This is a genomic window from Candidatus Methylomirabilota bacterium (genome assembly GCA_035936835.1).
GTDB lineage: Bacteria > Methylomirabilota > Methylomirabilia > Rokubacteriales > CSP1-6 > AR37.
The window spans coordinates 1-19,196 of the sequence record DASYVT010000031.1; the positions used below are offsets into that span (position 1 = coordinate 1).

Below are 19,196 nucleotides of genomic sequence, written 5' to 3' on the forward strand. Positions count from 1 at the left end.
TCCGGGAGCCCGGCGGCGCGGGCGACGGCGACGTCGGTGTGGATCGGGTTCCAGATGCGCGCGCACTCCGTGTAGACGTGGGCGAGCCCGGCAGGCACCGCCACGGGCAGCTCGACGGCGCCTGCCGGCATCTCGAGTCCGTCCCGCACTTCAGGTCGAAAGCCGGAGTCCTCTCCCTCGAACCCAACGTCGCGATAGACACTCCCGTAGTCCGTGGTGCTGACGGGTCGGCCCTCGGCGTCGACGGTCTCCTGGCGGACGGTCATGAGCGTGCCCGCGCGCCGGTGCGCGAGCCCCGTCACACGCGCGCTGGTGGAGAGCGTGTCCCCCGCGCGCGGCGGGCGATGCAGGGTGAGGTCGTGGGTGGCGTGGACACTGCGGATCGCGAACTCCTCCTGGGTAGCCCGCTCGCGGAGAGCCAGCATCGCCGGCCACTCGTAGCAGACGGGGAAGAGCGGGTGGGCGGCCGGCCCACCGGGCGCCAGCGTGTCGTAATAGCGCGCGTCCGTCTCGCCGAGGGCGGCGGCGTAGGCCATAAGCCAGCGCGCGTCAATGTCGTGAGCGATGGGGCCCACGGTGACACCGACGATGTCGCGCGAGAGCGCGAGCGATCTCGCCATGGTCATCGCGCCTGTGCCGTGGCGCCCGAGGCGAGCATGCCGTCGATCTCGGGCTGGCTGAACCCGGCCTCGCGCAGCACCTCGACGCTGTGCTCGCCCAAGCGCGGCTGGAGGCGCCGGATCTCGCCGGGCGTCCGGCTGTACGTCGTGGGGATGTCGGGCATGCGCAGCGTGCCCTCGCTCGGATGCTCGACGACCTTCCAGAAGCCGGTTGCCTCGAGCTGCGGGTCGGTCAGGAGCGACTCGAGCGTGTTCACGACGGTCGCCGGCACGCTCGCGCGCTCGAGCGCCTGGAGCCACTCGGCCGAGGTGCGCGTGGCGACGATCTTGCCCAGCTCCTCGTAGAGCACCTCGATGTTCGCCAGCCGGGACTCCAGTGTCGTGAAGCGCGGGTCGTCCTGCAGCTCGGGGCGGCCCGCGATCTGGAAGAACGTCCTCCAGTGCGCGTCGGTGTAGGGCACCACGGCGAGATGGCCGTCCTTCGTTTGGAACGGGCGCCGCCAGCGGCTGAGGATGCGCTTGTAGCCCGCGCTCTCGATTGGCGGGATGAACGTCTCGCCGTAGAGATGCTCGACCATGACGTACGCGGCGACGGTCTCCATCATCGGCACCTCGATCGCCTGCCCCAGGCCGGAGCGCTCGCGCTCGAACAGGCCCGCCAGGACCGAGGAGAGCACGGCGAGCGAGCTGGTCTTGTCGGCGACGATCGTCGGGACGTAGCGCGGCTCGCCCGCGATGGAAGCCTGGAGCGACGCGAGGCCGGCGGCCGCCTGGATGACGTCGTCGTAGGCGGGCTTGTTGCCGTACGGGCCGCGCGCCCTGAAGCCGTACGTCGCGCAGTAGACGAGCCGCGGATTGACGGCCCGGAACGTTTCGTAGTCGAGGCCGAGGCGCGCCGCCGGCTCGGGGCGGAAGTTGTGCAGCATCGCGTCCGCCGTGGACGCGAGCCGCAGCAGCGCGGCGCGGCCGGCGTCCTGCTTGAGGTCGAGGACGAGGCTGCGCTTGTTGCGGTTGCAGGCGAGGAAGAACGCCGCCATGCCCGGGTGGCGCGCCGGTCCCAGCCGGCGGGTCGTGTCGCCCTCGGGCGGCTCGACCTTGATGACATCGGCGCCCAGGTCGCCCAGCGTCTGGGTCGCCCACGGGCCCAGCACGACCGTGGTGACATCGAGAACGCGAACGCCTGCGAGAGGTCCTGGCATGGAAGTCCTTAGGAACTGCTGGGTGAGCTTAGACGAAGCCGGCCCGCCGTGTCCATCCGAAATCACTTCGCCTCCCGGTTCCGTCATGTGCGCCCGCGGAGATGCTACCATCTGGCGCTGTGCCGCCCGACCTCCGCGAGGCGCCCGCGCCGCCGCGCCGATGGCTCCTCCTCGCGCTATTGACCGTGGCGTACGGGATGGGCGCCTTCGGCATTCTCGGTGTCTCGCCGCTCTTGCCGAGCCTCGTCGAGGGCTTCCGTCTCACGCGGCTCGACGTCGCGTTCGTCGTGCCATCCGTCTACCTCGGCGGCCTGCTCTTCTCGCTCCCGGCGGGGCACCTGGCCGATCGCTGGGGCGTGCGACCGACCCTCCTCGGCGGCCTCGCTCTGGGCGCTCTTGGCCTCGCGCTGGCCGCGGCGGCGCCGCGCTTCGGGGTGTACCTCGCCTGTATCTTCCTGGCCGGCGTCGGTTGGAGTGTCGTCAACCCGGTGCTGGGCAAGGCCATCCTCGATCTCTTCCCGGCGAATGAGCGCGGCGTCGCGATGGGGATCAAGCAGATGGGGCTGACGGTGGGCGGCGTCATCTCCGCGCTCGTGCTGCCGCCCATCGCCGTCGCCTTCGGCTGGCGCGCGGCCGTCGTTGCCTGCGCAATCGTGATGGGCGCGCCCGCGCTTGCGAGCTGGCGGGCGCTCGCGTCCCTGGCCGTCGCGCACCCGGGAGCGGGCGGCGAATCGAGCGCGGCGCCGGCGGGTAATTGGTGGTGGCTCGGGCGGCCCGCGCTGCTGATGCTGTTCGGCGCCGGCGTCGCGCTCGGGATGGTGCAATCGGCGGTCCTGAGCTACCTGCCGCTGTACGGCGTGGAGGTGCTGGGCTTCACGGCGATCGCGGCAGGCGCGCTCGTGGCGGCGGCGCAGGCGGGCGGCGCCGCGGCGCGCCTGGGGCTGGGCGCGGCGAGCGACCGGTGGCTGGGCGGGCGCCGGCCGCCGTGGCTCGTGCTCTCCTCGGTGATCGCCGCCGTCATCTTCACCTCGTACGCCGTGGCGCCCATGCCCCGGCCGGCGGTGGCGCTCGCGCTGGCGTTTGCGGCGGGCGTCGGCGCGCACGGATGGGTGGGCATCTACTTCATCGCGAGCGCCGAGGCCGGGGGGCCGCGCCAGTCGGGCCTGCTCAGCGGCGTGGCCTTCACGGCGATCGTGGTGGGCCTCATGCTGGGGGCGCCGCTCTTCGGCGTGGTCCTGCAGGCGCGCGACTCCTACGGGGCGGCGTGGGCGGTCTTCGCCGCGCTCTGTGCCCTCGTGGCCCTGCTCATGGCGCTGGCGGGCGGCGCGATCCATCGCGAGTGCGAGCGCGCGAGGGGCGGCGCCTGATCTCCCGCCGTGTCCAGCGGCCGCTTGCGCCGGAACACAGTTAGGCTACAATCCGTTGGTCTCCAGCCGGCCGCGCGACGCGCGCCCATCCGGAGCCAGGAGGAACGTCTGATGTCCAGGTCATTGACGGAGTGCGTGGCGATTCTGATGCTCGTCGTCGCGGCGACCGGCTGCGCGACGATCGAGGACAACCCGAAGGCGTCGATCGGCGCATTTGGCGGCGCCGCGTTCGGCGGCCTGATCGCCGCGGCGGCCGGCGGCGGGGGCCTCGCCATCGCGGGCTCGGTACTCGGCGGGGCGCTGCTGGGCGCCTTCGCGGGCAACATGCTCGACCAGCGTGACAAGCGGCTGGCGGCCGAGACGCAGCAGCGGGCCCTCGAATCGGCGCCGACAGGCAAGCCCGTCGCGTGGACCAACCCGGACACCGGGCACTCCGGCACCGTGACGCCGGTGCGGACCTACCAGTCGGGCGGCTCCTACTGCCGCGAGTTCCAGAATAAAGTGACCATCGGCGGCAAGGACGAGAAGGCCTACGGCACGGCCTGCCGCCAGCCCGACGGCAGCTGGAAGGTACAGGGTTGATGATGCGCACCCCATTCCGCTACGTCGCAGCTGTCTCGGTGCTGGGCCTGCTCCTGCTTGGCGGCCCGGCGATGGCCCAGACCCGCCCGGCCCCGGACACCAAGACCTGGGTCAAGGACCACGACAGGAACGGCGACGGCAAAATCGACCGGGAAGAGTTCCACCAAGCCGCGGTCGAGGCCTTCTTCTTCCGGGACAAGAACAAGAGCGGCTACCTGACGATCGAGGAGCTCAAGGAGGTCAGCCCCGAGGCCCTCAAGGCCGTGAAGCGCAAGGTCGACGGGCAGATCAGCCTGCATGAGTACATCAACGCGCTCTTCAAGGATTTCGACGCTGCGGACATCGACAAGGACGGCCTGCTGACGGTTGAGGAGATCGACATCTACATGAGCCGCGCGAAGTAAGGGGCGGCCGATGCTCGCCACGCCGTTCCGCTCGGCGAAGGAGCTGGCGGCCGAGATCCGCCGGAAGAAGATCGGCTGCCTCGAGCTGCTGGATCTCTACCTCTCGCGCGTCGAGAAGCACAACCCGGCGCTCAACGCGATCATCGCGATGGACGTCGAGAATGCGCGCAAGCGAGCGCGGGCCGCCGACCGAGCGCTCGCGCGCAAGCAGGTGTGGGGGCCGCTCCACGGCGTGCCGATGACGATCAAGGAGTCGTACGATGTCGTCGGCATGCCGACCACGCGGGGCGTGCCCGAGCTGAAGGACAACTTCCCACCGCGCAACGCCCTCGCGGTAGACCGCCTGCTCGGCGCCGGCGTTGTGCTCTTCGGCAAGACGAACGTGCCGATCTACCTCGCCGACTACCAGAGCTACAACGCCATCTACGGCACGACGAATAACCCGTGGGATCTCTCCCGGGCGCCCGGCGGCTCGTCGGGCGGCTCGGCGGCGGCGCTCGCCGCGGGGCTGACCGGCATCGAGGCGGGCAGCGACATCGGTTCGTCCATCCGGAACCCCGCCCACTACTGCGGCGTCTACGGCCACAAGCCGACATTCGGCATCGTCCCGCCGCGGGGCCAGGCGCTGCCGGGGCGGCTCGCGCAGGGCGACATTACCGTCATCGGCCCGCTGGGGCGGAGCGCCGAGGACCTCGAAGTCGGGCTCGCGGTCATGGCGGGGCCCGACGAGTTCGACGCCGCCGGGTACAGGCTCGCGCTGCCGTCGCCCAGGCGGAAGGCGCTGCGCGACTTCAAGGTGGCCGTCATGCTGACCGATCCCAACTCTGAAGTCGATGCTGAAGTGCAGGAGAGGGTGCAGGCGGTCGCCGAGTTCCTTGCCAAGAAGCGCGCGAAGGTCAACGGCACGGCGCGGCCCGACATCGACACGGGTGAGGCCCAGCGCGTCTACGTCCACCTGCTCCGCGCGGCGACGTCCGGCCGCCAGACGCAGGAGGAGTTCGACAAGAACCTCCAGACGGTGCGCGGCTTGAGCGCGAACGACGCGAGCTACTACGCGCGCATGCTCCGCGGCAACACCACCTCGCACCGCGACTGGCTCGCGGCCAACGAGGCGCGCCACCAGATGCGCTGGAAATGGGCCGAGTTCTTCAAGGAGTACGACCTGCTCCTCTGCCCCGCGGCGGCGTCGGCGGCCTTCCCGCACGACCAGCAAGGCGAACGCTGGGAGCGGACCATCGAGGTCAACGGCCACCGCGTGCCGACGACCGACCAGCTCTTCTGGGCAGGTTACTCGGGTATGGCGTATCTGCCGTCCACGGTGGCGCCGGCCGGCTTCACCAAGTCCGGACTGCCGGTCGGCGTGCAGATCATTGGCCCGCAGTACGGCGACCGCACGTGCATCCAGATGGCGCGGCTCCTCGAGCGCGAGTACCAGGGCTTCGTTCCCCCACCGAACTACCCATGAGCGAAGATCGTCCAATGGAGCATCGCACCCTCGGCAAGAGCGGTCTCCGTGTCTCGGCCATCGGCCTCGGCCTGTTGTCCATGTCCGGCACCTACGGCAAGAGCGACGACGAGCAGTCGATCGGTGTCATCCACGCCGCCCTCGACCGCGGCGTCGACTTCCTGGACTCCTCCGACATCTACGGCTGGGGGCAGAACGAGACGCTGCTCGGTCGCGCGCTCATGGGGAGGCGGAAGGGCGTCGTCGTCGCCACCAAGTTCGGCGTTGTCCAAAGCCCCGACGGCAAGGGCAATCTCGTGGACGGCAGGCCAGGGTATGTGGCCCAAGCCTGCGACGCGAGCCTCAAGCGGCTCGGCATTGACGTCATCGATCTTTACTACCAGCATCGCGTGGACCCCAAGGTGCCCATCGAGGAGACCGTCGGCGCGATGGCGCGGCTCGTGGAGCGTGGGAAAGTCCGCGCCATCGGCTTATCGGAGGCGGCGCCCGAGACGATACGCCGGGCGCACGCCGTCTACCCGATCGCGGCCGTGCAGAGCGAGTACTCGCTGCTGTGCCGTGACCCCGGCGAGAACACGATCGCCGCCTGCCGCGCCCTCGGCGTCTCGTACGTCGCCTACTCGCCGCTTGGGCGCGGGCTCCTCTCCGCGACGATCAAGCGCACGGCCGACATCCCGGAGGACGACCGTCGCCGGCAGCACCCGCGCTTCCAGGACGGCAACCTCGAGCACAACATGGCGCTGGTCAGCCGCATCGCGGAGATGGCTTCGAGCAGCGGCTGCACGCCCTCCCAGCTGGCGCTGGCGTGGGTGCTCGCGCAGGGCGAGGACATCGTGCCCATCCCCGGAACCAAGCGCCTCGAGTATCTCGAGGAGAACCTGGGCGCGCTCGCGGTGACGCTGACCCGTGACGACCTGGCGCGCCTCGACGATGCCATGCCGCGCGGCGCGGCCAAGGGCTTGCGCTATCCAGAAGCCCAGATGAAGGCCGTCCAGCTCTAGGAGGGCGATCCCGACCATGGCCAAGCTGCGCGTGGTGTTGACGGGGGCGGCGGGCTACGTCGCCCAGCGCATGTTCCCCGAGCTCAGCGAGCGCTGGGACCTGGTGCCCATTGACGTCCGCCCGACCACGCGCGACGGCAAGCCGGTGCCCGGCCTCGTGGTCGCCGACCTGACCAATCCCGACCGCAGCGCGTACCGGCAGCACTTCAAGGGCGCCGACGCCGTCATCCACTGCGGCTTCGTCAGCGCCCCGGGCCTGGACGCGACCACCTGGCAGGACAACGGCGACGCGAAGTTCTGGGCCGAGCACAAGAACGTCGCGCTCGCCTACAACGTGTACCGGACCGCGATCGAGGAGGGCGTCCGCCGCGTCGTCGTCGCCAGCTCCAACCACGCCGCCGACTATTACGAGCGGCTGATCTGGGCGGGCAAGATGGAGATGGTGACGCCGGACATGCCGCACCGGTCGGACAACTGGTACGGCTGGGCCAAGGCCGCCTACGAGCTGCTGGGCTTCGTCTTCGCCACCGGCAAGGTGGAAGGTCGCAAGCTCGAGGTCGTGCAATGGCGCATCGGCGGCCCGCGTGACGACGACATCGACCAGGTCAAGCCGGGCGACATCAAGGTCATGCACCGCGCGCTCGGCGCCTATCTTTCGCGGCGCGACCAGCTCCAGCAGGCGATTCGCATGGTCGAGGCGGAGAACATCGCCGACGAGCACGGCGTGCCCTTCCTCGTCGTCTACGGCATCAGCGGCAACACGCACCGCTTCTGGAGCATCGCCAACGCGCGCGAGAAGATCGGCTACGAGCCGGAAGACGACAGCCAGGTCAACTTCGCCGACAAGATCGCCGCGATCGCGCGCGCCGCCAAGCGCTAGCGGCCGCGCATCGGAGGGCACGATGACGAGCCCGAGCCACCGCGACATGATCCTCGACCAGTTCAGCCGCCAGGCCGTGCAGTTCTCGACCGCCCCCGGGATCATGGACGAGCAGGCGCTGCGCCAGATCGTCGAGTTCACCGGCGCGGGCCCCCAGGACACCGTCCTCGACGTCGCCTGCGGCGGCGGCATCATCGTCTGCGCGCTCGCGAAAGTCGTCCGCCACGCGACGGGCATCGATCTCACGCCCGCGATGCTCGAGCGCGCGCGGGCGCTCGCCGCCGAGAAGAAGCTCACCAACGTCAGCTGGAAGCAGGGCGACGTCCTGCCGCTGCCATACGCCGACGGCTCCTTCTCCCTCGTGACCTCCCGCTTCGCCTTCCACCACTTCCTCGAGCCTGCGGCCGTGCTCGCCGAGATGAAGCGCGTGTGCGCGCCAGGCGGGAGGGTGGCCGTCATCGACACCGACGCGTCGCCCGACGTCGCCAAGGCCGCCGAGTTCAACCGGATGGAGAAGCTCCGAGACCCCTCGCACGTGCGCGCCATGCCGCTCACGGAGCTGAAGGGCCTGTTCGCCCCAGCGGGCCTGCCAGCGCCGCGCGTGAGCGGCTACCGCCTCGAGAGCGACCTGGAGAGCCTCCTCGCGCGCTCGTTCCCGCTGCCCGGCGACGCCGACAAGGTCCGCGAGATCTTCACCGCCTCGCTCAGCGACGACCGACTCGGCATCCCGCTGGCGCGCAACGGCGAGCGCCTCCGCTACGCCTACCCCGTCGCCATCCTCGTCGCCGACAAGCCCGCCGCCTAGCGCGACCACCATATCTGCCCAGCTACACCCTTGAGGAGGTCGCGGGAATGGGTCATCCTCCAGATCGTGATTCTCGGGGCGAATGCCGACACGCAGGTTCTCAATCGGAAGCCCGCCGGCGTCCAAGACCCTGCGGATCTGATGACGACCCTTTGACCCCGCGCCGGGCCCAACACCGGATACGCAGACCTCGCATATCGAATATCCCAGGTCTGTATAGCAAGGCGCCCGGTAGCCTGTACTCGTCGGCGAAGTGCGCGTTCTTCAATCCTAATCGCGCCAGAACTATGATGCCGGGCACCGTGTTACGCTGTCGGCACGCGCTTCGTCAGCGGCGCTACGCAGTTCAGCCGAATTCTAGTTTGGCGCTCCAACAGCTAATGGGGAGGTGATCGTGTATCGGTTCGTGCCCATCCGTACGGTCTGGCGTAACCCAAGTGGTTCAACGCAGGTTCAGGAGGCGCACCCAAATGAGGGGCGATCACGGAGTTTCACGACGACACGTTTTGGGTATGGCGATTGCCGCAGGCGGCTTCGCCGTGTCCGGTGCGGTCAGTTCGGTATTCGCCCAGGTGCTGAAACGGACTCCAGGCGAAATCCTCGGGCCCTTTTACCCCGTCCTCCGGTCGGTGGAGAAAACCGCCGATCTGACTGCCCGATCGGGCAAGCCAGGACGCGCTGCGGGCCAGGTGATCTATGCCATGGGGCGAGTCGTGAACGTCCAGGGGCAGCCAGTGAAAGGCGCGAGGGTCGAGCTTTGGCAAGCCAATACCCACGGGCGCTACACCCACCCGAGTGACACGAACCCGGCGCCCCTCGATCCCAACTTCGAGGGCTTCGCCGTTCAGGACACCGATGCCGAGGGCCGTTATCGGTTTAAGACGATCAAGCCAGGGGCGTATCCGGCTACTGCCAACTGGATGAGGCCGCCTCATCTCCACTTCGACGTGACCGGGAAGATCAACCGAGCGATCACGCAGATGTATTTCCCCGGGGAGCCGTTGAACGACAAAGATCTGCTCCTGCAGAACATCCGCGCGAACAAGGACAGCCTGATCGCGAAGGTACTGCCCCCGACATCGGATGTTGAGCCTGATTCGCTCATCGTGGTTTGGGATATCGTGCTCGACAAGGGGTAACGTCTGCGCGCAGCTGACGCCTGGGGCGCCGAACCGTCAGTTGGAGCGACGAGGGATGAGCCCCGGATCGGCCAGATCGACAGTACAACGACGGGAGGATCTGGATGGCTAAGTTAGCAATCGTGGCTACCTTCGAAATCGCGCCGGGACAGATCGACGCTTTCTTACCGCTGCTCTTGGCGCACCGAGACCGCTGTCTCAAGGATGAGCCGGGCACGCTTCGCTTCGACATCCTGCGGCCTGAGAAGAACCTCATGCTGTACGAGGTCTATGACGATGAGGCCGCTTTCCAGGCCCATTGGAACGGCCCGTCTAGTGCCCGATGTCGCGAGGAAGCCGCAGGAGTGGTGAGTAAGCTCACCTTCATCAGATGCTCGCTTCTGGATTAGCAGGCTCAACTGACCGCGCTCTAACCCCGCGCTCGAGCGGCGGCGCTTGGCGCGCCGCTCACCGCGAACGTTAGGCCGTCCTGCGAGGAGGAAGCGAGATGTCTCAACAGCAGTCAGTTTCGGCAGAAACGGCTAAGGCCATCCTCGATGCCTTCAATGCTCACGATCTGGACGCGATCATGCAGTTCTTTGCCGACGATTGTTCCTTGGATATGCCCCGCGGGCCCGATCCGTGGGGACAGCGCTTTGTGGGCAAGGCCGCCGTCAGAGAGGGATTAGCGACGCGCTTCAAGGGGCTCCCGGACGTGCACTATAGCGACGACCGTCATTGGATCAGTGGAAACATGGTGATTTCGGAGTGGTTACTGACGGGTACCACGCCGGATGGGGTCCCGGTCAGAGTTCGCGGATGCGATCACTACGAATTCCGAGACGCGAAGGTCGTTCGGAAGGACTCGTATTGGAAGATCGTCGAGAAGCCACGGTGAGGTCGGGTCTAACTTCAGCTTGCAGCGGCCGGCGCCTCCGGGGAGTGGGATCAGGTCTTGCAATCCGACATCAGATCCCGGCACATGATCGCCCGCCACGGCCGGGTCTGACGAGCAATGTATGAATGCAAGACCGGACCCAGATCTCCGCAGCGATCGAGCTTGACCCGAGCAGAAAGTCTGGCTATACTCTGGCTAGAATGTGGTATGAGGTCGTCTTGGCCCCTGAGGCGGCGAGAGGCTTCAGATCTCTTCCGGCCTACCGTCGGGCTGAAGTACGGGACGCCCTCGAGCGGCACTTGCGCCACGAGCCCACCCGGGTGAGCAAGAGCCGGATCAAACGCCTGCGGGGCTTGAGTCGCCCCCAGTTTCGTCTCCGGGTTGGAGAGGTGAGGGTGTTCTATGACGTCACGCGCGAAGCGGTTGAAGTCCTCGCCATCGTCACGAAAGCTGAAGCCGCGCGTTGGCTTACCGACCGCGGGACGCCGGGTGCGCCAGGTGGCACTGGCTGAGGTCAAGGACGACCTCTCGCGATTCCTGCGCCTGGCGGAGTCCGAGGAGATCCTCATCACGCGCCACGGAAGGCCTGCCGGCGTCCTGATCGGATTCGAAACCGAGGATGACTGGTTCGACTATCGGTTGGAGCATCATCCGGAGTTCCTCCGGCGAGTCGTGGAAGCCCGGGCAGCCTTCAGGAGTGGACGCGGTGTCCGGCTCGAGGATCTCCCGTGATGACTGACAGCGCGAGCTGGTAGGCCCGGCTCACTCGCCGCGGAAGACCGGCCGGCGCTTCTCCAGCATGGCGCGGCGGCCCTCGCTGGCGTCGGCGCTCTGGCGGGCGCGCGCCGACGCCTCGTCGAGGTCGGCGTGGGCGATGCCCTCGCGCAGCGACACGGAGCGGAGGATCGTCGCCTTGATTCCCGCAAGCGCCAGCGGCGCGTTGCGGGCGATGCTTTGCGCCAGCTGAGACGTCACCGATTCCAGCTCCCCCGCCGCCACGACCTGGTGGACCATGCCGATCTCCAACGCGCGCCGCGCATCTATCGGCTGGCCGGTGAAGAGAAGATGCCGCGTGTGGGCGGGCCCGATGATCTCGACCAGCTTCTGCCCGAGCGGGAAGGGGACGACGAGGCCGATCCGCGCCAGTGGCATGCCGAAGCGCGCCACTTCCGAGGCGACGCGCAGGTCGCAGTGAAGGGCCAGCTCGCAGCCGCCCGCGATGGCGTCGCCGTGGACCATGGCGATGGTCGGGTGTCTCGAGCGCTCGACGCGCTGGAGGACCTCGATGACGCCGCTCTCGGGATCACCCGGAACGCCGCGCCGCTCCTCCATCTCCTTGAGGTCCATGCCGGAGCAGAAGGCGGGGCCGCCGCCGCGGACGACCACCACGCGCACGTCGCGGTTGGCGTCCAGCTCCTCGAAGCGGGCGCGAAGCGCGGCGAGCAGCGCGGTGTTCATGGCATTGCGCTGGCCGGGGCGGTTGAGCGTGACGGTGGCGACGCCGCCGTCCACGGCACAGAGGACCTCGTCTGACATTGCGCGTCTCCTAGGAGCGTGCGCCTGGCGCCAGCCCGCGCATGGCGTCGAGCACGAGCGCGCGGCGCCGAGCGGGATCGGGGTCGTTGGTCTGCAACCCCAGGAAGGCCGTGTCGATACCCTGGTCGAAATAGCGTTGCACGCGCGCGCGTATCGTAGGCAGGGGACCGCGGACGATGAGCTCGTCGACGACGGTCGACGGAATGGCCGCGACAGCGCCCTTGCGGTCCCCGGCCGCCCAGGCATCCCACATCGGCTGGAGCGCAGGCGTGCGGCCGAGCCATTCCTGGTACGCGCGATATACCGGCACGTTCAGGTACGCGGCGATGTTCCGCCTGATGACCTGGTCGGACTCGGGGCCGAGCGTGTCCAGGTTGACGAGGAGACGGGCGGTGATCTCGATGGCCTCAGGGTCGCGGCCGGCCTTCTCTGCGGCCTCGCGGACGATCGCCACTGCCTTCGGGACGTCCTCGGGCGAGTTCCAGTTGAGGATGACGCCGTCGCCGACTTCGCCGGCGACCTTGAGCATGCCGGGACGCAGCGCCGCGATGTAGATGGGCACGGGCGGGTTGGGCGGCTTCGTCAGGCGGAAGCCGTCCACCGAGATGGTCTGGCCTTTGAAGACGACGCGCTCGCCGGCGAGCGCCACGCGGAGGAACTGCGCCATCTCGCGCACGCGCGTGGCGGGCTTGGTGAAGACGCCGCCGTTCCAGGACTCGACGATGGGCTGCGAGCCCGAGCCGATGCCGAGGACGAAGCGCCCCGGGGCGAGGTCCGCGAGCCCGGCGGCAGTGGACGCGAGCGTCGCGGGCCCTCGCGTGTAGACGTTGGCGATCGCGATGCCGAGCCGCATGCTCGAAGTGGCGGCGCCGATCGCGGCCAGCGGCGTGAAGCCGTCCACGCCGTCCACCTCGAAGGACCACGCATCCGTATAGCCCAGCCCCTCCGCCTCTCGGGCGATGTCGCCCAGCTCGGCGATCGAAAAGCCTTCCATCGGCACCGACAGCGACCACCGCTTTCTGGCCATGGCGGGACAGTCTACCCGCTTTCGCCGCGCGCCGCTCGATGGTGATAGAATCTCGCCCCATGCCATCGTTCCCAGGCTTCACGCTGCCCGACGAGCTCCGCATCCTCCGCGAGCAGATTCGCCGCTTCATCCAGGAGGAGATCATCCCGCTCGAGCAGCGGCTGGATCCCGACGCGCCCGATATCCCCGACGAAGACTTCGCGCGCCTGTCCGCCAAGACCAAGGCGGTGGGGCTCTGGGCCCTCGGCGCCAAAGAGGAGTATGGCGGGGGCGGGCTCGACACCTTCAGCATGTGCGTGGCGCTCGAGGAAATGTCCCAGCACCGCATGGGCCTCTATAACCCAGGCTGCGGCGTGTTCGGCCGCTACCCGCCGCCCGCGATCTGGGCCGGGAACAAGGCGCAGATCGAGAAGTACGCGGTGCCGGCCGTTCGCGACGGGGTGAAGACCTTCTTCGCCATCACCGAGCCGTCGGGCGGCTCCGATCCCGCGGGCGCCATCCAGACGCGCGCAGAGAAGCGCGGCGACCGCTGGGTGCTGAACGGGCGCAAGGTGTTCATCTCGCGCGCCCACGAGGCGCCGTGGGGGATCGTGTGGGCCCGCACCGACAAGGCCAAGGGGCGCGCCGGCATCTCCTGCTTCATTCTCGAGCGCGGCACCCCCGGGTTCACCGCGCGGCCGATCCGGACGATCCGGACCTCGGCCATCCCCAACGACGTGGTCTTCGAGGACTGCGAGATCCCGTCGGGAAACCTCATCGGCCAGGAAGGGCAGGGGCTCGACCTCGCCTTCGACCTCCTCGTCAAACAGCGCTTCCCCTACGCGGCCTGCAACCTGGGCGTGGCCGTCGCCGCGCACCGGATGGCTGTGGCGCACGCCAAGCAGCGCTCGACCTTCGGTACTCCGCTCTCCCAGCGCCAGTCCATCCAGTGGATGCTGGCCGACGCCGAGGTGGAGCTTCGCGCGGCGCGCTGGCTCACCTGGGAGGGCGCGTGGAAGGCCGACCGCGGCGAGGACGCGCGCGTCGAGGCTTCGATCGCCAAGCTCTACTCGAGCGAAGTGCTCGGGCGCGTGATCGACGCCGCGGTGCAGATCCACGGCGGTTACGGCGTGTCCAAGGAGTTCCCGCTCGAGCGCTGGTACCGTGAGGCCCGCGTGCGCCGCATCGGCGAGGGCCCGTCCGAAGTGCACCGCATGGTGATCGCCCGGTCTCTCTTCCGGTAGGAGGCGGCGAAGTGGCCACGTTCAACTTCCAGCTGGGTGAGCTTCCGCCGGAGGCCGAGAAGGTCCGAGAGGAGATCCGCGACTTCCTCGCCCGCACGCTCGGCGGGACGAGCGCGACCAAGCGCGCGCTCTCCTGGGGCGGCTTCGATCGCGAATTCTCGCGCAGGCTGGGCGAGGCCGGCTTTATCGGCATGACGTGGCCGAAGAAGTACGGCGGCCACGAGCGGAGCGCGCTCGAGCGCTACGTCGTCCTCGAGGAGTCGCTCGCCGCGGGCGCCCCCACTTCCGCGCACTGGGTCGCCGACAGGCAGAGCGGGCCGCTGCTGCTCCGCTTCGGGACGGAAGAGCAGCGCCAGCGCTTCCTGCCGAAGATTGCGAAGGGCGAGCTGGCCTTCGCCATCGGCATGAGCGAGCCGGACTCGGGCTCGGACCTGGCCTCGATACGGACGCGGGCCGAGCGCGTCGAGGGCGGTTACCGCGTCAACGGCACCAAGATTTGGACGAGCAACGCCCACATCTCCGACTACGCGATCGCGCTCTTCCGCACCAAGGTCGTGCCGGACAAGAAGCACGAGGGGCTGTCGCAGTTCCTCGTGGATCTCAAGTCCGAGGGCATAGGCATCCGGCCGATCATCGACCTGGCCGGCGGGCATCATTTCAACGAGGTGCACTTCCAGAACGCCTTCGTGCCGGATGACATGCTGGTCGGCAAGGACGGCGACGGATGGACGCAGGTGACGACGGAGCTCGCCTTCGAGCGGAGCGGCCCCGAGCGGTACCTCTCCTCCATCCGGCTCATCATCGAGCTGATCCGCGAGGTGGGCGCCGAGCCCGGCGAGCGCGCGGCGGTCGTGATCGGCCGCCTGACCGCTCACCTGGCGACGCTGCGCCAGATGTCGCTGTCGATCGCGATGATGCTCCAGGCCGGCCAGAATCCGAACCTCGAGGCCGCGGTGGTCAAGGACGTCGGCACGAGCTTCGAGCAGGAAATCCCCGAGGTGGTCCACGCGCTCCTCGGGGTCGAGCCGCGCCTGGGCTCGGGCAAGGAGTTTGAGCGCGTCTTCGGCTACCTCGTCGAACACGCGCCGTCCTTCTCGCTCCGCGGCGGCACGCGAGAGATCCTGCGCGGCATCATCGCCCGCGGCCTGGGACTCCGGTGACCACCATGAACGACACACGGACGCTACTCGCTGACACTTGCGCCCGGCTTTTTACTGACCAAGTTCCCCCCGCGCTCATCGAATCCGCCGAGAAGGGCACGTGGCCCGCCGCGCTCTGGCAGATGCTCGAGGAGAACGGGCTCACCCTTCCGCAGATCTCCGAGTCGCGCGGCGGCGCGGGCGGCGCGTGGGGCGACGCGCATGTCGTGCTCGCCGCCTGCGGCCGCTTCGCCGTGCCGCTGCCCGTAGCCGAGACGATGATCGGCGCGTGGCTTCTGTCCGAGAGCGGCCTCAACGTGCCGCTTGGGCCGCTCACCGTCGCGCCGGTGAGGCCGGCGGAGAAGCTCGCGCTCGCTCGCGACGGGGGAAGCTGGCGGTTGAGCGGGACCGCGACGCGGGTGCCGTGGGGCGCCTCGGCCGGCCATGTGGTGGTGCTCGCCGAAGGCGATGGGAAGCCGATGGTCGCTCTCGCACAGGGGGGCATTGCCAAGGCCGAGCCCGACGTCAACCTCGCCCAAGAGCCCCGCGACACGCTTGAATGGACCGGCGCGCCCGTCCTCGCCGCGGCCGACGCGGGCGCGGGACTCCCGACCGGCGCGCTCATGCTGGCCGGTGCCATGGCGCGTTCGACGCAGATGGCAGGCGGCCTCGAATTCCTGCTCTCGCAGTCGGTCAAGTACGTGACAGAGCGGGTCCAGTTCGGCCGCCCGCTGGCATCCTTCCAGGCGATCCAGCATCAGCTGGCGCTCCTGGCCGGCCACACCGCCGCCGCCGGCATGGCGGCGCAGCGCGCCTTCGCGGCGATGGATGAGGGCGACGCGGGGTTCGAGATCGCCGTCGCCAAGATCCGCACGGGCGAAGCATCCGGGCTCGGCGCCGGCATCGCGCACCAGTGCCACGGCGCCATCGGCTTCACGTACGAGCACACGCTTCACTTCGTGACTCGCCGGTTATGGTCTTGGCGCGCAGAATTTGGCGCCGAGGCCTACTGGGCCGCGTCTCTCGGCCGGGAGGTCGCCGCGCGCGGCGCGGACGCCCTCTGGCCGTATCTCACGTCGCGATAATCCGGGGAAAACCGATGCTTCCTCTTCACGGCATCACCGTCGTCGAGATCGCGCAGAACCTGGCCGGGCCCATCGCAGCCGAGATCCTCGCGCACATGGGCGCCGACGTCATCAAGATCGAGCGGCCGGAGGGCGACGACGCACGGCGCTGGGGCCCGCCCTTCTGGAAGGGCGTGTCGCCGGGCTTTCTCGCCGTCAACGCGAACAAGCGCAGCGTCACGCTGGATCTCAAGAAGCTTTCCGATGTCGAGTGGCTCGTGGACTTCATCGGCCGGGCCGACGTCCTCGTCCAGAACCTTCGCCCCGGCTCGCTCGAGGCGCAGGGGCTGGGCGCCGCCGCGCTCACGGCCCAACACCCGCGGCTCGTGTACTGCTCGGTCTGGGCCTTCGGCGCCACGGGGCCTCTCAGGCTCAAGCCCGGCTACGAGCCCATGGTCCAGGCGTTCTCGGGGCTCATGATGATGAACGGCGACGAGGGCGGACCGCCGACACGCATCGGCACCTCCATCCTGGACTACGGCACCGGCATGTGGACCGCGATCGGCGCGCTGGCCGGGCTCCTCCAGCGCCAGCAGACGGGGCGCGGCTGTATCGTGGACGCCTCGCTCTTCGAGACCGGGCTCGCCTGGCTCAAGGGCCACTTCGCGTCCTTCCGCGCTTCGGGTGAGATACCGGAGCGTCACCGGACAGGCAGCCACCGCGTCGTGCCGTTCCAGGGTTTCGAAACGAAGACGGGGTCCCTCATCATCGCCGCGGGCAACGACCGGCTCTTCGCGAAGCTGGCGCAGGCGCTAGGCCATCCCGAGTGGGCGACGGACCCGCGCTTCGCGACCAACGCGGCGCGCGTCGCGAGCAAGTCCCTTCTCCTGCCGGAGATCGAGCGCATCCTCATGACGCGCTCCAAGGGCGAGTGGATCGACCTCCTCGAGGCGGCCGGTGTGCCCTGCGGTCCTATTCATACCTTGCCGGAAGCCCTAGCCCAGCCGCAAACCGCCGCCATCGGGATGATCCAACCCATGCCCGGCGACGACTACGAGCTGGTGGCCCTGCCGCTGTCCTTCGACGGCGCGCGACCCGGCATCCGTCGGGCCCCGCCCAAGCCGGGCGAGCACACGCGCGAGATTCGCGGCGGCTGACCCGTGCCCCGCCCCGCCATCTTCGTCGTCAAGGCGACGATCGCGCCTTCGCTCGAGGCCGCGTTCAACGAGTGGTACAACACGCGGCGCGCGGCAGAGGCGGCGCAGGTGCCAGGTCTGCTCGCGATGCGCCGCTACGCGCCCGTCGCGCTCGACGTCGGCGCGCACCTGTGCGCCGAGCCGTGGCAGTACATGGTCGTCTACGAGTTCGAGTCCGAGGAGGCGCTGCGCGCCTTCGCGGCCTCCGACACGCTCGAGGCGATGACACAGGACTACGAGGCGCGCTTCGCGGGCGCGGGCGATCGCGCGCGATTCGCCTACCGGCAGATCTTCCCCTAGTCGGCCTCCAGCGCGGGATGGCGGAGCAGTGGATCAAGGAGAGGAAAGAAGTCGCCAATTGAACGCGCCTCTCTTGCCACGGCTTACGGGCCAGCGCGGTGCGGTTGCTCCTCGGGGTCATCGCCTATGATGTCGGCAACCTCCTGCGTCGGCTCGCTCTCCCCCTTTCGATTCGAAGTTCGTCGCTGACGAACTTTCAGCAGCGGCTGTTCAAGACCGGCGGGCGCCTCATCCGGCATGCTCGGTACTTCGTGCTCCAGCTGGCCGAACGCCACTTGACGCGGCGCCTGTTTGAGCAGATCTTCGGGCGCATCGAGCGACTCGCGGGGCACCCCACGTGATCACGAGCCCCAGGGAGTAAAGGCGGTGAAGAGTGAGTGGCGATCCGGCCGGGGTGTCTCTGAACGGGACGGTCGGAGTGACCAACCCCGGAAACGGTCACCAGAATGACTGCCGGCGACGTGTTGGGACGTGTTGACGAGCTGACCGACGGGACGGGCAGCTCCGTGGACGCCGTCATGAGGGCGGCAATCGATCCATATCGGGAATCCCGGATAAAGACTCAACCCCAGGACCAAGTATGCTACCGTCCACGAATATCACGGGGAGCCGATTCACTGATGGAGCGCACAGGGACCAAGGAAGAAAGAGTGATTCTACCGTTCGGTGGTTGCCGAAAGGCAACCGCGGAGGAACTCGATGGACAAACTTAATCGAAGAACAGCTTTGACATTCGGATTGGTAGCCGCTGCGGCTGCTGTGGTAAAGCCCGCGGCGTCGCAAACCATGGACGTCGGCAAGGACACGACGGTGGCACCCGGTGTCGTGCAGCGTGTCTATGGCGAGGGAGCGGCCATGATCCCCGGTTTTAAGACTGTCTCGATGCGTGACATCATCCTGCAGCCGGGATCGAAGAGTGCCGATAACCCGATGAAGAATGCCATGGTCTGCCATATCACCGAAGGAGAGCTTCGGCTCGTGCAAGACGGCAAGACCTTTACGGCCAAAAAGAACCACGTCTGGACTTGCGATAAGGGCACAAGAGAGCAAGCGTTCAATGACGGGAAGGTGGTCGCAATTATGAGGATCACGGACCTGATGGCTTGAGGCTCGCTTCTTTGTAATCAAGAAACGGGGAAGTCAACTCCCCCTTTCCTTGTTTAGATAAGTCCGCTCCGAGTGTGGGTGCCGGGAGCTTGGTAGGTGCGGTAGGCACCGCCAGTCGTGTGTCCCGATGAAGGGTGCGATGGAGCCGGGAGGGGCGAGCCCCTCCCGGCACTCACCAACGAAAAACACGCCTGGTGCGGGCCGCACCGCGCGAATCCGAAGTAGGAGGCGTCGCAGAAGTACTCTCCAGCGTCGAAGCCATTGG

22 protein-coding genes are annotated in these 19,196 nt (G+C 68.4%); 17 read left to right on the forward strand and 5 right to left on the reverse strand.

Translation table 11 applies throughout. From position 1 onward, the window contains the following. Both VGV06_02745 and VGV06_02750 read right to left on the reverse strand, forming a co-directional pair. Nucleotides 1-620, reverse strand: a 620-nt coding sequence (locus VGV06_02745; GenBank protein HEV2054073.1) for a MaoC family dehydratase N-terminal domain-containing protein, incomplete at its 3' end; no start/stop codon positions are given. A gap of 2 nt (nucleotides 621-622) precedes the next feature. After that, nucleotides 623-1,819: a CoA transferase gene (locus VGV06_02750; GenBank protein ID HEV2054074.1), complete on the reverse strand. Its 1,197-nt coding sequence runs from the start codon at nucleotides 1,817-1,819 to the stop codon at nucleotides 623-625. Nucleotides 1,820-1,938: 119 nt separating this feature from the next. On the opposite strand from VGV06_02750, the gene VGV06_02755 reads away from it, so the two are divergent. The 11 genes from VGV06_02755 to VGV06_02805 all read left to right on the forward strand — a co-directional run bounded on the left by VGV06_02755 (nucleotide 1,939) and on the right by VGV06_02805 (nucleotide 11,071). Continuing rightward, on the forward strand, nucleotides 1,939-3,186 hold the full coding sequence (locus tag VGV06_02755; GenBank protein HEV2054075.1) for an MFS transporter: 1,248 nt from the start codon (nucleotides 1,939-1,941) through the stop codon (nucleotides 3,184-3,186). 111 nt (nucleotides 3,187-3,297) lie between these two features. Beyond that, on the forward strand, nucleotides 3,298-3,768 hold the full coding sequence (locus VGV06_02760) for an RT0821/Lpp0805 family surface protein (GenBank protein ID HEV2054076.1): 471 nt from the start codon (nucleotides 3,298-3,300) through the stop codon (nucleotides 3,766-3,768). Next, on the forward strand, nucleotides 3,768-4,172 hold the full coding sequence (locus VGV06_02765; GenBank protein HEV2054077.1) for an EF-hand domain-containing protein: 405 nt from the start codon (nucleotides 3,768-3,770) through the stop codon (nucleotides 4,170-4,172). The genes VGV06_02760 and VGV06_02765 overlap by 1 nt, the downstream gene beginning before the upstream one ends. A gap of 10 nt (nucleotides 4,173-4,182) precedes the next feature. Next, nucleotides 4,183-5,637: an amidase gene (locus VGV06_02770; GenBank protein ID HEV2054078.1), complete on the forward strand. Its 1,455-nt coding sequence runs from the start codon at nucleotides 4,183-4,185 to the stop codon at nucleotides 5,635-5,637. Nucleotides 5,638-5,651: 14 nt separating this feature from the next. After that, nucleotides 5,652-6,638 carry an aldo/keto reductase gene (locus VGV06_02775; GenBank protein HEV2054079.1) on the forward strand — a complete coding sequence of 329 codons (987 nt, stop codon included), beginning with the start codon at nucleotides 5,652-5,654 and terminating at the stop codon, nucleotides 6,636-6,638. A gap of 16 nt (nucleotides 6,639-6,654) precedes the next feature. Continuing rightward, entirely contained in the window at nucleotides 6,655-7,518 is an 864-nt protein-coding gene (locus VGV06_02780) for an NAD(P)-dependent oxidoreductase (protein HEV2054080.1), read from the forward strand. A 22-nt stretch (nucleotides 7,519-7,540) separates the two neighbouring features. After that, on the forward strand, nucleotides 7,541-8,323 hold the full coding sequence (locus VGV06_02785; GenBank protein HEV2054081.1) for a methyltransferase domain-containing protein: 783 nt from the start codon (nucleotides 7,541-7,543) through the stop codon (nucleotides 8,321-8,323). A gap of 512 nt (nucleotides 8,324-8,835) precedes the next feature. Further along, nucleotides 8,836-9,462, forward strand: coding sequence for a protocatechuate 3,4-dioxygenase (locus VGV06_02790; protein ID HEV2054082.1), 627 nt, complete (start codon nucleotides 8,836-8,838; stop codon nucleotides 9,460-9,462). A gap of 104 nt (nucleotides 9,463-9,566) precedes the next feature. Beyond that, entirely contained in the window at nucleotides 9,567-9,851 is a 285-nt protein-coding gene (locus VGV06_02795) for a putative quinol monooxygenase (protein HEV2054083.1), read from the forward strand. A gap of 98 nt (nucleotides 9,852-9,949) precedes the next feature. Continuing rightward, a complete protein-coding gene (locus VGV06_02800) occupies nucleotides 9,950-10,339 on the forward strand; it encodes a nuclear transport factor 2 family protein (protein ID HEV2054084.1) in 390 nt (129 codons plus the stop codon). Nucleotides 10,340-10,837: 498 nt separating this feature from the next. Then, nucleotides 10,838-11,071 carry a type II toxin-antitoxin system prevent-host-death family antitoxin gene (locus tag VGV06_02805; protein ID HEV2054085.1) on the forward strand — a complete coding sequence of 78 codons (234 nt, stop codon included), beginning with the start codon at nucleotides 10,838-10,840 and terminating at the stop codon, nucleotides 11,069-11,071. A 30-nt stretch (nucleotides 11,072-11,101) separates the two neighbouring features. Here the strand turns inward: VGV06_02805 and VGV06_02810 are convergent, their stop codons facing one another. Beyond that, complete coding sequence (locus tag VGV06_02810; GenBank protein HEV2054086.1) at nucleotides 11,102-11,875, reverse strand: enoyl-CoA hydratase-related protein; 774 nt, start codon at nucleotides 11,873-11,875, stop codon at nucleotides 11,102-11,104. 10 nt (nucleotides 11,876-11,885) lie between these two features. Continuing rightward, the gene (locus VGV06_02815; GenBank protein ID HEV2054087.1) at nucleotides 11,886-12,902 is read right to left on the reverse strand and encodes an LLM class F420-dependent oxidoreductase; all 1,017 of its coding nucleotides are present in this window, start codon (nucleotides 12,900-12,902) and stop codon (nucleotides 11,886-11,888) included. 59 nt (nucleotides 12,903-12,961) lie between these two features. Between VGV06_02815 and VGV06_02820 the strand changes: the two genes are divergently transcribed. From VGV06_02820 to VGV06_02840, 5 genes are read left to right on the forward strand one after another with little or no spacing between them, the layout of a single operon-like run. Further along, nucleotides 12,962-14,125: an acyl-CoA dehydrogenase family protein gene (locus VGV06_02820; protein ID HEV2054088.1), complete on the forward strand. Its 1,164-nt coding sequence runs from the start codon at nucleotides 12,962-12,964 to the stop codon at nucleotides 14,123-14,125. 11 nt (nucleotides 14,126-14,136) lie between these two features. Further along, on the forward strand, nucleotides 14,137-15,285 hold the full coding sequence (locus VGV06_02825) for an acyl-CoA dehydrogenase family protein (GenBank protein ID HEV2054089.1): 1,149 nt from the start codon (nucleotides 14,137-14,139) through the stop codon (nucleotides 15,283-15,285). A gap of 5 nt (nucleotides 15,286-15,290) precedes the next feature. Beyond that, nucleotides 15,291-16,349 carry an acyl-CoA dehydrogenase family protein gene (locus tag VGV06_02830; GenBank protein HEV2054090.1) on the forward strand — a complete coding sequence of 353 codons (1,059 nt, stop codon included), beginning with the start codon at nucleotides 15,291-15,293 and terminating at the stop codon, nucleotides 16,347-16,349. A 14-nt stretch (nucleotides 16,350-16,363) separates the two neighbouring features. After that, on the forward strand, nucleotides 16,364-17,485 hold the full coding sequence (locus VGV06_02835; GenBank protein HEV2054091.1) for a CoA transferase: 1,122 nt from the start codon (nucleotides 16,364-16,366) through the stop codon (nucleotides 17,483-17,485). Nucleotides 17,486-17,488: 3 nt separating this feature from the next. Further along, nucleotides 17,489-17,824 (forward strand): hypothetical protein, encoded by a 336-nt coding sequence (locus tag VGV06_02840; GenBank protein ID HEV2054092.1) that lies wholly within the window; start codon nucleotides 17,489-17,491, stop codon nucleotides 17,822-17,824. An 83-nt stretch (nucleotides 17,825-17,907) separates the two neighbouring features. On the opposite strand, the gene VGV06_02845 is transcribed toward VGV06_02840, so the two are convergent. Then, complete coding sequence (locus tag VGV06_02845; GenBank protein HEV2054093.1) at nucleotides 17,908-18,156, reverse strand: hypothetical protein; 249 nt, start codon at nucleotides 18,154-18,156, stop codon at nucleotides 17,908-17,910. A gap of 367 nt (nucleotides 18,157-18,523) precedes the next feature. On the opposite strand from VGV06_02845, the gene VGV06_02850 reads away from it, so the two are divergent. Continuing rightward, the gene (locus tag VGV06_02850) at nucleotides 18,524-18,931 is read left to right on the forward strand and encodes a hypothetical protein (GenBank protein HEV2054094.1); all 408 of its coding nucleotides are present in this window, start codon (nucleotides 18,524-18,526) and stop codon (nucleotides 18,929-18,931) included. The last annotated feature ends 265 nt before the right edge of the window (nucleotides 18,932-19,196 follow it).